This is a genomic window from Sulfitobacter sp. R86518, from assembly GCF_042466275.1.
Classification (GTDB): Bacteria; Pseudomonadota; Alphaproteobacteria; order Rhodobacterales; family Rhodobacteraceae; genus Sulfitobacter; species Sulfitobacter pontiacus.
Genome location: NZ_JAXHCA010000005.1, coordinates 98,096 through 112,637, shown reverse-complemented (window position 1 = coordinate 112,637; position 14,542 = coordinate 98,096). Strand labels below are relative to the sequence as shown.

The following is a 14,542-nucleotide window of genomic DNA, read 5'->3' as shown; positions in this document are numbered from 1 at the left end:
CGACATTAATCTGTGCGCAAAAGGCGCGGCGTGATCTTGCGCCGCGCTTATTTGTTTTTCCGACCCGCCCGCCAGCGCGCGAAACGGCCCTGCTTTTCGGCGATGTCATCTTCCAGCCGCTCTAACGTCGGATCGATGCGCGCGCGTTTGAACCGACGCCAGCGGACCCAGATCGCATAGACCACCGCGGCAAACAGGATCAGGATGATGATATTCAGGAACGGGATTCCCTTGCTCGCATCCGGGCCGTCCACCACGCGCACGGACACCGCGTTGGGGAAGATCGACAGGAACTCGTTGCGCCAGCCGTAATGTTTGACCGCGACATACTGCGGCGTACCGGCGGCGGACTTCAGGTCAGATGCCTCGGCCTGCAGGTTGGTCGTGTCGAACTTGAAATACGGCGGCCAGCCCCAGCCGGTATCCTCGTTGCGGTAGACCATGACGTCGCCTTTGGCCCGACGCGTCTGGATGAAGAAAACATCGCGGTTGCCCAAGGCGGTGCTGTTGCCCACATCCGCATGCGACCAGAAGATAGAGTTCTCGCCAAAGTCGATGCGCTTTTCATAGGTGTCGGTGATCCGTACGATATCGACCTGAGGCAGCGTATAGTGAAAGAACGCGGCAATGATCAGCCAGATCACACCCCAGAAGGTCCATTTGATGATCGCCATCGGCGTTACCCCTTAGTTAAAGTTAGTGAGGTAGACGGTCAGGATGACCAGCCCCACCGGGACAATATAGACCCCAAGGATCAACTTGCGACGGATCGACCCGTCATATCGTTTGAGCCCTCGTTGCACGAAAATGTCGCGATCCACAAGACGCGGCCCGTCCGCCCACTTCTGGTAGAGCTTGCCGCGCCGTACCCGACGCGAATAGATCGACAGGGCGATATAGATGATTGTTAGAACGACGAACCCGATGACGATCAACCTTAACAAAGCCAGCATAATCCCTGCGCCTCTCTTGTGCCCCGGGCCGGGTGTCAGTCGGTGACGGGCCAGACGATCTTGATCTCGCCGCCGCTTTCACGCTCTGGGGTTTCCAGCTCTCCGCCCAATTGCTGCGCGGCGGCAAGCAGGATGCGCATGCCGAGCCCCGTGCCCGTGGTCCGATCTTTGGGAATACCGGGGCCGTCGTCAATGCAGCTGAGGTGGTAGAAGCCGCCCTTGCGTTCGCCGCGCAGGTCGAGCGTCCCGCGCTTGCGGCCCTCATAGGCGTATTTCGCAGCGTTGGTCATCGCCTCGTTCACGATCATCCCCACGGATGACGCAGAGCGGGACGACAGATGCGCCTGATCGACCTCTATGTTCACCTGCACCCCGTCGGGCAATTGTTCACTGGTGGAATGGGCGACCTTCTTCAGGAAGGCTGCGATATCCACCGCGGCACCGGTTTCAGTCAGGTACAACGCTTCATGCAGGCTACTGATGGTCGACAGGCGACCCTGAATGGTGTCCAGCGCGGCGCGGGCTTCGGGGGATTTTTCGCTGCGGATCTGGATGCGGATCAATGCCTCTAGGGACTGGAGCGAGTTTTTCACGCGGTGGTCGACCTCTTTGCGCAGCACCTCGGCATCGGCCAGTGCCTTGCGCAGCTCGATCTGCCGCATCGCCTGCCCCGCCAGCACCTTGAGCGCACGGCGCTGAAAATCATTCAGCTGATGCGGCTTCTTATCCAGCACGCAGAGCGTCCCGAGCGGCAGATTCTTGTCATCCTCGAGCAAGGCACCGGCATAGAACCGGATCGAATCCTCGCCGGTGACGAAATTATTGTCAGCGGTGCGCGGATCGGCGGTGGTGTCATTCACCTCCAGGTAGTCATCCCCCGCGATGGCATGGGCGCAAATACTGTCGGTGATGTCGCTGCCGTCAATTTCAAGCCCGACCTTGGATTTGAACCACTGGCGGTCTTCATCCACCAAAGAGATCAGCGCGATCGGCACCTCGCAAATCTCTGCCGCGAGGCGCGTGATGTCGTCGAACCCTTCTTCGGGGGCGGTATCCAGAATATTATATCCCCGCAGCAACGCGAGGCGCATTTCTTCTTGTTCTATCAAAGATGCTTTCATCGGGAACACTCACGAAACAGCGTGCGGAAAGCACTTTTAACCAAGACTAAGGATGCAGGCGATAGGCACGGATATGGCCTGACACCCCCATCCCGCGACAGCGATGCGTCAAGATATCGACGTGACAGGGTACGTCAAGCCATATTCCCTGTTTGTACTCGCGGTTACCCCCAACCGCCAAAAGGGCGTTTGCCCCCCGTAAAAGGGGGCAGCGCAATCAGCCTATGACGTTGAAATCAGGGCCATAAGGATAGCCGGTGATATTGTCGTTACCGTCTTCTGTGATCACCAGAATATCATGTTCGCGGTAGCCGCCCGCGCCGGGTTGACCTTCGGGAAGGGTCAGCATCGGCTCCATCGAGATGACCATGCCGGGTTCAAGCACCGTGTCGATGTCCTCGCGCAGCTCCAGCCCTGCTTCGCGGCCATAGAAATGCGACAGCACGCCGAACGAATGACCATAGCCGAAGGTGCGGTATTGCAGCAGGTCACGCTCTTCAAGGAAGGCGTTGATCTTGTGGGTCACGTCGGCGCAGCTGATACCGGGTTTCAGCAGGCTCATCCCGTATTCATGGGCAGCGACATTTGCCTCCCAGATTTTCAGGCTGGCGGGGTCCACCTCTCCGGCGAACATGGTGCGTTCCAGCGCCACGTAATAGGCCGAGATCATCGGGAAGGTGTTCAGCGACAGGATATCGCCGCGCTCCAGTTGCCGCGCAGTGACCGGATTATGCGCACCATCGGTGTTGATGCCGGATTGGAACCACACCCAGGTGTCGCGGTATTCGGCGTCGGGGAACCGCTTGGCGATTTCAAGCTCCATCGCATCGCGGCCTGCCATTGCGATGTCGATCTCGCGCGCGCCGATCCTGACCGCATCGCGGATCGCATAGCCGCCCACATCAGCAACCTGAGCGGCCTGACGGATCAACGCAATCTCTGCCGGAGACTTGTGCATCCGCTGGCGCATGGTCGTCTCGAACAGGTCGATCATCACCACCGGCTCAAGGAAATCTTCCAGCTTGTCGCGCTGCATTAGCGTCAGGTGGTCCCCCTCATAGCCGATCACCGCGCCCTTGCCCGTAACCGAGGCGACGGCGCGCCAGTAATTGTCGCGCTGCCAGTCGGTGTAGGTGATGTTGTCGCAGAAGCTACGGCGCCACGGCTGACCGGCGTCGATGCCTGCGGAAATCGTCACACAGTCTGTCTCGGTCACCACCAGCCCATAGGGGCGGCCAAAGGCGCAATACAGAAAGCCCGAATAATAGGCGATATTGTGCATCGACGTGAAGACCGCCGCCGTCGCTCCGGCCGCATCCATCCGTTCGCGCAGCTCTTCCAGACGCGCTTGGTATTCAGCGGTGTCAAACGGCAGCGGAGACTTTGTGCCGTTATGGAAACGGTACATATCGGGACGGGCGGTTTTGGATGTATTGGTCATATCAGACCCTCCTTCTCAGAAAGGTCCCGGCGTGCAGGACGCAAGGGCCGTGAAATGCAGGACGACGCCATCGTCCCAACCCGCCCCCTGTCTCGCCGATTTGCGCGGCCCGATCAAGGCTCACTTTATGCCAAGTAGCGCTTTCACCATATCGCTGTCGGGGTCTTCCAGCAGATCGATAATGTCAAAGTGGTGCCGCCCCTCGACGACGAACTGCTTGGCCCCCCACACGCGCGAGAATTGCTCGGCCTGCTCCAGAAAGGCGGGGCGCTCATCGGCCCCGACCCAGATCGTGACGTTCACCCCATGGGGCGGCGTCATGTTCACGGGGCTTTCCGCCGTCGCTTCGGCTTCGTCCAGCTGAAGGATGTCGTTCATAGAGGTCTGCAACAGCGGCATCAGGTCTGCCACGGGCGAGATGGACACGATATTCTCGATCCGGTCGCGGACATCGCCGGACAGGATCAGCGGGTCGGTCATGCGGGCAACCTGCTGCCCACCTGCGGAATGGCCGACAAGCGCCAGCGCACCTTGGGTGCGTTTGGCGATCTCGGAAATGGCGCGAGCGACCTGTCCGGTGATCTGGCTGATCCGCACATCGGGGCACAGGTCATAGCCGACCATCGCAACCGCATAGCCGCGCGCCAGGGGGCCCGCCGCCAGATGGGACCAATCGGCAGGAGCAAACGCTTTCCAATAGCCGCCGTGGACAAAGATCACCGTACCCCGCGACACGCCTTCGGGTTCAAACAGATCATAGATTTCGCGGTCGGTCGGCCCGTAAGAGATATTCTTTTGCGCACGAAACCCCAGCTTCTTGCGGAATGCCGCTGCGGCGTCTTTCCAGCGGGGCGGATATGCCTCTGCGTTATCGATATAAGCGGCGTTGGCATAGGCGTCGTCTAGCTGCATGTGGTCCTCCGTCAGCGTCCCGATACGAACTGGAACTAGACAATCATAGCGTTTGTTGCTTTGGGTAACCACAGACAAAAGCGGAGAGATCAAAATGACTGACGCAAAGACTGACCTGAAATCAATGCTCAAGGATCCAAGCCTGCTAGAGACCCGCGCCTATATCGGTGGCGAATGGGTGGATGGCGACGATGGCACCTTTGATGTGGTGAACCCCGCCCGCGGCGATGTGATTGCCAAGGTCGCCAACCTCAGCCGTGCGCAGGTGGCCGGTGCCATCGCCCAGGCGGAAAAGGCACAGAAGGAATGGGCCAGCTGGACCGGCAAGGAACGGGCCGGCGTCATGCGCAAATGGTTCGACCTGATGATGGAAAACCAAGACGATCTGGGGGCCATCCTGACCGCTGAACAGGGCAAACCTCTGGGCGAGGCCAAAGGCGAAATCGCCTATGGGGCGTCCTTTATCGAATTCTTCGGCGAAGAGGCCAAGCGCGTCTACGGTGAGACCATCCCCGGCCACCAGCGCGACAAGCGGATTACCGTGATCAAGCAGCCCATCGGCGTGGCCGCGTCGATCACGCCCTGGAACTTCCCCAACGCGATGATCACCCGCAAGGCCGCGCCCGCGCTGGCCGCCGGCTGCGCCTTTGTGGCGCGCCCCGCTGCGGAAACACCGCTGTCGGCAATCGTGATGGGTGTGCTGGCCGAACGCGCGGGCATCCCCGCAGGCGTGTTCAACGTGCTGCCGTCGTCGTCCTCCTCTGCCGTGGGCAAGGAGTTCTGCGAAAACCCCGCCGTGCGCAAACTGACCTTTACCGGTTCGACCGAAGTGGGCCGCATCCTGCTGAAACAGGCTGCCGATCAGGTCATGAAATGCTCGATGGAGCTGGGAGGCAACGCGCCGTTCATCGTCTTTGACGACGCCGATCTGGACGCCGCTGTCGAAGGCGCGATCCTGTGCAAGTTCCGCAACAACGGCCAGACCTGTGTTTGCGCGAACCGCATCTATGTGCAGGCCGGTGTCTACGACGCCTTTGCCGAAAAGCTGAAAGCCCGCGTCGAGAAGATGAAGGTCGGCGACGGCTTTGAAGACGGCGTAGAGCTGGGGCCGCTGATCAACGGCGATGCCTCCGAGAAGGTGAAAGAACATGTCGAGGACGCGGTGTCGAAAGGTGCCGAAATCCTGCTGGGCAGCAAAGAAGAGAAGATGGAGGGCAACTTCCTCGCGCCGACCATCATCACCGGTGTGACGCAGGATATGAAAGTCTCGAAAGAGGAAACCTTCGGCCCGCTCGCCCCGCTGTTCAAGTTCGACAACGAAGACGACGTGATCGAGATGGCCAATGACACGATCTTTGGTCTTGCGTCCTACTTCTACGCCAAAGACCTGAGCCGCGTGTACAAGGTCGCAGAGGCGCTGGAATATGGCATCGTGGGTGTGAACACCGGCATCATCTCGACCGAGGTCGCGCCGTTTGGCGGCGTCAAACAGTCCGGTCTGGGCCGCGAAGGCAGCCACCACGGGATCGAGGATTATCTGGAGATGAAATACATCTGCATGTCGGTCTGACCTGCGGATCATCTGGCATTAGAAACGGGCGGCGGGATCATCCTGCTGCCCGTTTTCGTATCAGCCGTTCAGCGCGCGGGTGATCAACTGGCCCAAGCGTTCGATCCCTTCCGCGATCTTGCCTTCGGTCGAGGTGGAGTAGCTGAGCCGCAACGTATTACGCCCCGACCCGTCCGCGAAAAACGCGTGCCCCGGTACAAACGCGACCCGTTCGCTTTCCAGCGATTGTTTCAGCAGATCGGCCCCGTCCAGCGTGTCGGGCAGTGTCACCCAGATGAACATGCCGCCTTCGGGTTTGGTCCAGCTCACCCCTTCGGGCATATGCGCCTGCAGCGCTTCCAGCATAGCATCGCGACGGGCACGGTAGGCGCTGCGGATCGTGTCGATATGGCTGTCGAAATGCTGTTCCGCGACCGAGGCCACGGCAATCTGGTTCAATGTGGCACTGTGCAGATCCGCCGCCTGTTTCATCAGCACAAGTTGCGAGATCACCGGCATCGCGGCGCAGACCCAGCCCACACGCAGCCCGGGCGACAGTGTTTTCGAAAAGCTGCCGCAATAGATCGTTCGACAGGCTTCCAGATCACCGTTCCGGCGTTCGGCCTCTAGCGCGAGGATCGGCGGGATCGCGTCGCCGTCAAAGCGCAGCGACTGATAGGCCGCGTCTTCGATCACGGCAATGTCCATTTCCTCGGCCAGATCAATCACCCGCTCGCGCGCGGCGCGGCTGACGGTGGCCCCTGTCGGATTGGCAAAATCAACGGAAAGATAGGCGAACTTGGCCGCGCCACCTGCCTCTTTCGCGGCGGCGGTATAATCCGCGCCACTGCGGTTGCTCAGCGGGTCCAGCTTGTCATAGCGCGGCTCGTAGGCGTTAAAGGCGCCCAAGGCCCCCAGGTAGGTCGGCCAGCCCACCAGCGCGGTATCCCCCGGCGACAGGAACAGCTTGCCCAGATAATCCAGCGCCTGCTGCGAGCCCGAGGTGATCAGGATGTTGTCCGGCGTCGCCGGAATACCGATCGCCTGCATCTGCGCGGCAATCCAGACGCGCAAAGGTTTGTGCCCCTCGCTGGTGGAATACTGCAACCCCTGCGCCGCCATCGGCCCGTTCAGCGCCTCGGCAAAAGCGTTCTGAAACGCCGCTTTTGGAAACAGATCAGGGTCAGGAATACCACCCGCGAAAGAGATGATATCCGGCTGGTCCAACAGCTTGAGCAGCTCGCGAATTTCCGACGCCTTCATGCGATTGGCGCGTGTGGCAAATATTTCCTGCAGTGACATCCGGCGTTCCTCCCCCGACTGGATCGGGGCACTGTGCCCATTGCGCTATTTTAAGTCAACAACTGTGACCTAGCCCCCGTGCGCGCACAAAAAAGCCCGGCGCAAATGCACCGGGCTTCGTCTGTCACAGAGGGGACGGTTAGTTGACGGTGTTCGCGTCAACCACATCCTTTTCAATCGCCTTTGGCGCACGCGCGATCTGGATCTGGCGCGGCTTCAGCGCTTCGGGCACCTGACGTTCAAGATTGATGTGCAGCATACCGTCGGCATGGGCCGCGCCAGTCACTTGCACGTGATCCGCCAGATGGAAGCGGCGTTCGAACGCGCGGGTCGCGATGCCACGATGCAGATAGGTCTTGTCCGTATCTTCATCAGCTTTGCGCGCCGAGACGATCAGCGATTTTTCACGGACTTCAACGCTCAGGTCGCCTTCGGTAAAGCCGGCGACGGCGATGCTGATACGATAGGAATCATCGTCCAGTTTTTCGATGTTGTAAGGGGGATAGCTTGGCTGCGGTGCGTCGTTGGCCATCACGCGATCCATCAGATTGGCAATCTGGTCAAAGCCGACAGTCGAACGGTGCAGCGGTGCAAAATCAAAACTACGCATAGGTATTCATCCTCGTTTGAGCGATAATCATTCAGGCCTTCCACCATGGACAGACCCTGGGTTGTCTGCCGGAACCCTCAACAGGCGTTCCGATGACAAGCATGTGGGGATGGATAAATCGCGTTTCAAGGGGACAAAATCACCCCGGATGACAAGGTCAGGGTTTGACGAATTTCGCGCCCGTGGTGCGGCGGCGATCCTTCTGACGTGATGCGCTTGCTGACAACACCTCCGCCTTGGAACACCCCCTTGCCTGCCACCAGATCCGCCTGAAGCCGGGCCAGCGGCGCACCAAGCGCGGTACCAAGGGACACTTCCTTGTCCTCGACATGGGCCTTGGCGGATACGACAGACACAATCTGCGGCACCCCGTTTTCAAAGGTAAAGATCGGCGCACCACTGGCCCCGAAATCGACGGAGCATGTGGTCACCAGCACGCCTTCTTGGCGGGCCAGAACGCTGCAGACCTCTTGCAGGGACGGCGCCTCTGACCGGTCCTTGGCATAGCTCACCACCCCTAACTGGTCGCCGCGGCGCGGACGGCGGGCGGTGTCGAAGGGTTTGATCGTGGTATTGCGGATCGGCCGGTCGAGTTCGAGCAGGGCCAGATCGTTGCGCACACGGTCCGAGGACACGACGCCGTCGTAGACATAATCGGGATGCACCACCGCACGGCGCACATTGCGATAGGCCCCCGCCCGCCCGTTGCGCCAACCGGCAAGGAATTCCACCTCGCCATGATCAATGCGCTGCTTGCTTTCCTTGTCGTACAGACAATGCGCCGCTGTCAGCACCAGACGGGGCGCGATCAACGCGCCGGTGCAAAACCCTTTACCGCCGATATCCAGACGGCCCACGGCCTCCCACGCGCCTGCATCCACCCCCGTGTCCAGCCTGCGCAGCCGCGCATCCTGAGCAAGCCCGGCCGTCGCAACGGTCAGGCACATGATAGAGATGGCTACCCAACGGCGCACGGATATCGCTCCTACTTCGGTGAGGTCTGGTCTTTAGCCTCTCCTAGCCGCGAGATAAGGCGAAAATGCGGCGAAAACCCTAGCGGAGGCGAGGAATCTGCAAATTTGCGCCTTTTTCTCGCGACAACGCCGGAGGCTTCGGCCCACCCGACGCCCAATCCAGCAACTCTACCGTGTGTACCACGGGCACGCCCGCCGCCGATCCGATCTGCATCATGCAGCCAATATTGCCTGCCGCGATCACATCGGGGTTCTTGGCCTGCAGGGTTTTGACCTTGCGGTCTTTCAACTGCTTAGAGATTTCGGGCTGCATCAGGTTGTACGTCCCCGCCGACCCGCAGCACAGGTGTGAATCCGCAGGCTCAACCACGGTAAAGCCTGCGCGTTTCAGCAAATCCTTGGGGTAGCTTTTGATCTGCTGGCCGTGTTGCAGGGAACAGGCCGCATGATAGGCAACGGTCAGGCCGTGATGGGCAGGCGTGGGGGCCTTTGGCGCATCAATGCCCGCGATATCCCCCTTGGCGGGGTTGGGCATGGCGTCTGGGTCTGCGTTCCCCGCAAGATCGTGCAGCACCTCGGATACATCCTTGGCGATCGCCGACACCCGCGCCGCATCCGCTGCCAGCGGGCCGTTGCGGAACATATGGCCGTAGTCTTTCACCGTGGTGCCACAGCCCGAGGTGTTGATGACGATGGCGTCCAGCCCCTGCCCGTCCATCTCGGCGCACCATGCCTTGATGTTGCGCGCCGCGGTGGCGTGGCTTTCGCTGGTTTTGCCCATGTGATGGGTCAGCGCCCCGCAGCAGCCCGCGCCTTCGGCGACGACCACTTCGCAGCCCTGCCGTGTCAGCAGGCGGATGGTGGCGTCGTTGATGTCGGTGTTCAGCGCCTTTTGCGCACAGCCCGTCATCAGCGCCACCCGTTTACGCGGTGCCCCCTGCGCGGGGAAGCTTTGCGGGTCATCGTTGCGGCTGACCGGCGGGATCGTCTTGGGGGCCATTTCGATCATCGCACGCAACCGCGCGTCGGGCATCAACCGCGCGAAGGGCCGCCCGATCTTCGCCCCCAGAAGTGCCAACCGGAACCGCGTCGGATAGGGCAGGATACGCGCCAGAATCCACCGCAGGGCACGGTCGCTGAAGGGCCGTTTGTAGCGTTTTTCGATGTAATCGCGGGCGTGATCCACCAGATGCATATAGTGCACGCCCGAGGGGCAGGTCGTCATACACGCCAGACAGGACAGGCAGCGGTCGATGTGTTTGACCGTCTTTTCATCCGGATCGCGATCGTTTTCGAGCATGTCCTTGATCAGATAGATACGTCCGCGCGGGCTATCCAATTCGTCACCCAACACCTGATACGTGGGGCATGTGGCGGTGCAAAAGCCGCAATGCACACAGGCGCGCAGAATCTCGTTGCTGCGCGCCGTCGCGGGGTTTTTCAACTGTTCTGCGGTGAATGTGGTTTGCATGAAAGCTCCGGCGTTGCGGGCACGAGACCCTGACGAGGTAAAGAGTTAAGCGGCGACGGTGCTGGCCCAGATCAGGCCGAACCAGGGCAGCGTGGTGGCCAAGATCCCCAGCACATTGGTCCAGCGCTGCGTAACGGGGCCGGGATAGGCGCGGCGCAACACCTGCGCGACAAAGGCCAGAACGGCGATCCAGCCCAGCCAGATACAGGCAATCGCCCCCGTCGACGCCAGCAGGTTTTCGCCCCAATACTGCGCCACGCCATAGCGTATCGCCATCCCCGCCACGGCACAGAGAAAAGCCAAGAGCACCAATGCACGCAGGCTGCGCCGGTCAGGCTTGCCACGGGTCAAGAGGCGGAACACCAACGGCCCGCCGATAAAGACGACAAGGAAGACCGCAAGCAAGGTCATGCCGCACGGTCCAGCTGGCCCGCGTTGAAGATGCCCTTGGGGTCGAACTGCGCCCGCAGGGCCGCTGTCAGCCGCGCCACACCGGCGGATTCGGGGTGGAACACGCCCAAGCGCGCCTTGGTCTGTGCATCGGCCCGCACCAGCGTTGCATGCCCATCCATCGGCCCGATGGCCGCGCGCAGATCATGGCCCGCGGCGCTGCGCAGCCAGATCAGCCCGCCCGCCCAGTCATAGGTCCAGCGCTCTGCCCCCGACCGCGCCGCGATCCCCGGCGCGTCAGAGGGTTTGCACGACACGCGCCACACATCACCCTGCCCGTCGTGAAACGCCGCCACATCACGGATGCGGGACCAAAGCGCCTGCGTCGCCGCTGCGTCGCGTTGCTCAATCTCTGCCCCCGCGCCGGCGAGCAACGATTGAAGCTGGCTCAGACGGTAGCTGACCGATGCCTCGAACCCTTCGATGCGCAGTGCGGTTTCGCGGGTGGCAGGGTCATGGGCGGCACCTGTCACCTCGAACGGGCTGCCAAGGGCGCGGGCCATCGCGGCCACAGCGGCCCTATCGTCCAGCCCGTGCAACACCAGGGTCGCCTGCGTTTCAGGGCGTGGCAGCACCTTCATCGATACCTCGCTCAGCACACCCAAAATGCCGTAAGACCCCGCCATAAGCTTGACCAGATCATAGCCGGTGACATTCTTCATCACGCGCCCGCCGTTCTTGACCACGGCACCGCGCCCGTCGACAAAGCGCACCCCCAGCAGAAAGTCCCGCGCCGCCCCGACCGAGATCCGCCGCGGCCCGCTGATATTGCCTGCCATCACCCCACCGATCGTCGGCGTGCCGCTGGTGCCCAACAACCCGCGATGGTCCATCGGTTCGAACGCGAGACGCTGGTTTTCGGCGGCCAGCGCCTCTTCGATCTCGGCCACGGGGGTGCCGGGTTTCGCGACCAGCGTCAGCGCACCGGGCTCATACAGCGTGATCCCCTGCAGCCCCGCAAGGCTCATCACCTGACCTGTCGCAGGCAGGCCGCGCGTGCCGCCCCCCTGAACAGAGATCGGGCCAGCGGCACCTTTGACCGCATCGACCAGCGTCTCTTCGGATGTGATGGCCATGTCTCGGCTCCTTCGTCGTGCGTGTGATCTGTTGAAGATCATCAGTTAATCAGGCGCAGGTTATTCCGCCGCCAGCGCCACGGCGCGGCGTGTCTCCGACGCATCCAGCGGAAAGACCTTGGCGGGGTTCAGCAGCCATGCGGGGTCGAACACATCCTTCACCGCCATCTGCGCCTCCAGATCGTCGGGGGCGTATTGCACATGCATCAGATCGCGTTTCTCGATCCCGACGCCATGTTCGCCGGTCAGACAGCCGCCCACCTCGACGCAGAGCTTGAGGATCTCGGCCCCGAATTCCTCGCAAAGCTCCAGATCGCCCGGTTTGTTGGCATCAAACAGGATCAACGGGTGCATATTGCCGTCGCCTGCATGGAACACATTGCCGACCTTCAGCCCGAACTGATCGCTGAGTTCCTTGATACGTTTGAGCACGAAGGGCAGCGAGGACACAGGGATGGTGCCATCCAGACACATGTAGTCGTTGATCTGCCCCATCGCGCCAAAGGCCGATTTCCGACCCAGCCAGATCTTGGCGCTTTCCTCAGCGGATTTGGATTGCCGCAGCTCCACCGGATTGTGCCGCTGCGCGATGTCGGAAATCAGACCCAACTGGTGGTCGATCTCCGCGTCAGAGCCTTCGACCTCAATGATCAGCAATGCCTCGCACATGGGATACCCAGCCTTGGCGAAGGCTTCCGTCGCTTCGATACAGGGGCGGTCCATGAATTCGATGGCGACGGGCAAGACACCCGCCTTGATGATGTCAGAGACACATTCCCCCGCGACCTCGTTATCGTCGAACCCGATCAACACGGGCCGCGCACCTTCGGGTTTATGCAGGATGCGCAGCGTGGCTTCGGTGACGACCCCCAGCTGCCCTTCAGAGCCGCAGATCAGCCCCAGCAGGTCCAGCCCGCCCGCATCCAGATGCGCGCCGCCGACCTCGATCACCTCGCCATCCATCAAGACCATCGTAACGCCCATGAGGTTGTTGGTCGTTACCCCGTATTTCAGACAATGCGCCCCGCCCGAATTCATCGCGATATTGCCCGCAATGGCACAGGCCAGCTGGCTTGAAGGGTCGGGCGCGTAAAAGAAACCGTCTTCCTCGACCGCGCCTGTGACGCTCAGGTTGGTACGCCCGGTTTGCACCTTGATGATGCGGTTGGGGTAATCGGTTTCGATCACCTCGTTCATACGCGCCACGCCAAGGATCACACAGTCCGCCGTGGGCAGCGCGCCCCCCGCCAGCGACGTGCCCGAGCCGCGCGGCACGACGGGAACGCCTTCTTCGTGGCAGATGCGCAACACGTCCGACACCTGCTGTGTGGTATAGGGCAACACCGCCACCATCGGCGCACATTTATAGGCGGTCAGCGCGTCACATTCATAGGCCCGCGTCTCACGCTCATCCGAGATGACAGCATCAGCCGGCAAAACCTGACGCAGCCGATCAACCACACGCGTCTTGCGCGCGATCACGGCTTGGCTGGGAATAGGCATTTCCATGGCGAACCTCCACTTTGGTAAAATAATATGACCAATTAAAGACATTGGCAACACAGAACCAGTCGGCGTATGCAGCTTAGCATGACTTGGATGGATCGCATCGCCCTGTTTCAACCCCTGGATTATGCCGCTTTGGCGATAATCTTTTGCGCCTGGCTGGCCATTGGCTGGCGCATCGAACACCCGAACCCCGCGAAGCCCTCTGTGTCGCTGATCATGGCGCAATACCGGCGCGAATGGATGACCCAGATGATCACCCGTCAGCCGCGTATCTTTGATTCGCAGATGATCAGCACCCTGCGGCAAAGCACGGCTTTCTTCGCCTCTACCAGCATGATCGCTTTGGGCGGGACATTGGCGCTTTTGGGCAACAGCGAGCGTCTGTCCACGGTGGTCGAAGACCTTGCCCTGACCGAGCTGCCCACCGTGGTGTGGGAATTCAAAATGCTGCTGCCGCTGTTCTTTCTGACCAACGGCTTTCTGAAATTCGTCTGGTCAAACCGGCTGTTTGGCTATTGTTCGGTGCTCATGGCCGCCGTCCCAAATGACCCCGAGGACCGCCGCGCACCCCCGTTGGCGTCCAAGGCGGCAGAGATCAACATCACCGCCGCACGCAGTTTCAATCGGGGGTTGCGGTCGCTTTATTTTGCGCTGGCCAGTCTGGGCTGGATCGTCGGCCCGATCCCCCTCACCGTCGCGGCCATGGTCACCGTCATCATCATCTGGCGGCGCGAGTTCACGTCACTGTCACGGCGCATTCTATTGGAAAATGAGCAAGGCTAGTCTATATGTCTGTTTTCAGACATTGGTGTATTCATGTACAAATTGATCCTTTCCATTCCGCTGCTGGTTGCAGCACAGGTCGCTGCGGCGGACCCGACCTCCATCAACTCGGTGCGCGTGTCGAAAGAGGGCGGCCTTTATAAGTTCGACGTGACGATCAGCCACAATGATACCGGCTGGGACCACTTTTCGGACGCGTGGCGCATTCTGGATGCCGATGGCAACCAGCTAGCAATCCGCGAATTGATCCACCCCCACGTGGACGAACAACCGCTAACTCGTTCCCTGTCTGGCGTTGAGCTGCCCGCAGGCACGACGGAGGTCGGCATTCAGGCCCGCGATACGCAGGCCGGTTGGGGGAAAGAGATCAAGAAGGTCCAGATCAAGTAAG

Annotated in this window: 14 protein-coding genes and 1 pseudogene; 3 read left to right on the top strand and 12 right to left on the bottom strand. The window is 60.9% G+C overall.

Annotated elements, in window-relative coordinates; translation table 11 throughout:
• Positions 1–47: 47 nt before the first annotated feature.
• From SJY36_RS01275 to SJY36_RS01255, 5 genes are all read right to left on the bottom strand, one after another.
• Entirely contained in the window at positions 48–674 is a 627-nt protein-coding gene (locus tag SJY36_RS01275; protein WP_005851059.1) for a DUF1523 family protein, read from the bottom strand.
• A 12-nt stretch (positions 675–686) separates the two neighbouring features.
• Positions 687–953 carry a hypothetical protein gene (locus tag SJY36_RS01270; protein WP_005851057.1) on the bottom strand — a complete coding sequence of 89 codons (267 nt, stop codon included), beginning with the start codon at positions 951–953 and terminating at the stop codon, positions 687–689.
• 35 nt (positions 954–988) lie between these two features.
• Positions 989–2,062: a histidine kinase dimerization/phosphoacceptor domain -containing protein gene (locus SJY36_RS01265; protein ID WP_260004623.1), complete on the bottom strand. Its 1,074-nt coding sequence runs from the start codon at positions 2,060–2,062 to the stop codon at positions 989–991.
• 229 nt (positions 2,063–2,291) lie between these two features.
• A complete protein-coding gene (locus SJY36_RS01260; RefSeq protein ID WP_386172572.1) occupies positions 2,292–3,515 on the bottom strand; it encodes an aminopeptidase P family protein in 1,224 nt (407 codons plus the stop codon).
• 120 nt (positions 3,516–3,635) lie between these two features.
• Positions 3,636–4,427 (bottom strand): alpha/beta hydrolase, encoded by a 792-nt coding sequence (locus tag SJY36_RS01255; RefSeq protein WP_037943008.1) that lies wholly within the window; start codon positions 4,425–4,427, stop codon positions 3,636–3,638.
• Positions 4,428–4,521: 94 nt separating this feature from the next.
• On the opposite strand from SJY36_RS01255, the gene SJY36_RS01250 reads away from it, so the two are divergent.
• A complete protein-coding gene (locus SJY36_RS01250; RefSeq protein WP_037964723.1) occupies positions 4,522–5,997 on the top strand; it encodes an NAD-dependent succinate-semialdehyde dehydrogenase in 1,476 nt (491 codons plus the stop codon).
• 60 nt (positions 5,998–6,057) lie between these two features.
• Here SJY36_RS01250 and SJY36_RS01245 read toward each other — a convergent pair whose 3' ends face one another.
• The 7 genes and pseudogenes from SJY36_RS01245 to SJY36_RS01215 form a co-directional block, all read right to left on the bottom strand.
• A complete protein-coding gene (locus SJY36_RS01245; protein ID WP_386172569.1) occupies positions 6,058–7,278 on the bottom strand; it encodes a PLP-dependent aminotransferase family protein in 1,221 nt (406 codons plus the stop codon).
• Between the two features lie 139 nt (positions 7,279–7,417).
• Complete coding sequence (locus SJY36_RS01240) at positions 7,418–7,888, bottom strand: Hsp20 family protein (RefSeq protein ID WP_386172568.1); 471 nt, start codon at positions 7,886–7,888, stop codon at positions 7,418–7,420.
• A gap of 157 nt (positions 7,889–8,045) precedes the next feature.
• Positions 8,046–8,835: pseudogene (locus SJY36_RS01235) on the bottom strand (trypsin-like serine peptidase).
• A 106-nt stretch (positions 8,836–8,941) separates the two neighbouring features.
• A complete protein-coding gene (glcF, locus tag SJY36_RS01230) occupies positions 8,942–10,333 on the bottom strand; it encodes a glycolate oxidase subunit GlcF (protein WP_386172566.1) in 1,392 nt (463 codons plus the stop codon).
• A 45-nt stretch (positions 10,334–10,378) separates the two neighbouring features.
• Complete coding sequence (locus SJY36_RS01225) at positions 10,379–10,744, bottom strand: hypothetical protein (RefSeq protein WP_386172564.1); 366 nt, start codon at positions 10,742–10,744, stop codon at positions 10,379–10,381.
• Complete coding sequence (locus tag SJY36_RS01220) at positions 10,741–11,859, bottom strand: FAD-binding protein (protein WP_386172562.1); 1,119 nt, start codon at positions 11,857–11,859, stop codon at positions 10,741–10,743. The genes SJY36_RS01225 and SJY36_RS01220 overlap by 4 nt, the downstream gene beginning before the upstream one ends.
• Before the next feature lie 60 nt (positions 11,860–11,919).
• The gene (locus tag SJY36_RS01215) at positions 11,920–13,368 is read right to left on the bottom strand and encodes an FAD-linked oxidase C-terminal domain-containing protein (RefSeq protein ID WP_005851041.1); all 1,449 of its coding nucleotides are present in this window, start codon (positions 13,366–13,368) and stop codon (positions 11,920–11,922) included.
• A gap of 69 nt (positions 13,369–13,437) precedes the next feature.
• Between SJY36_RS01215 and SJY36_RS01210 the strand changes: the two genes are divergently transcribed.
• Together SJY36_RS01210 and SJY36_RS01205 are read left to right on the top strand one after the other, a co-directional pair.
• On the top strand, positions 13,438–14,151 hold the full coding sequence (locus SJY36_RS01210; protein WP_005851039.1) for a DUF599 domain-containing protein: 714 nt from the start codon (positions 13,438–13,440) through the stop codon (positions 14,149–14,151).
• 33 nt (positions 14,152–14,184) lie between these two features.
• Complete coding sequence (locus tag SJY36_RS01205; RefSeq protein WP_005851038.1) at positions 14,185–14,541, top strand: hypothetical protein; 357 nt, start codon at positions 14,185–14,187, stop codon at positions 14,539–14,541.
• Position 14,542 lies beyond the last annotated feature (1 nt).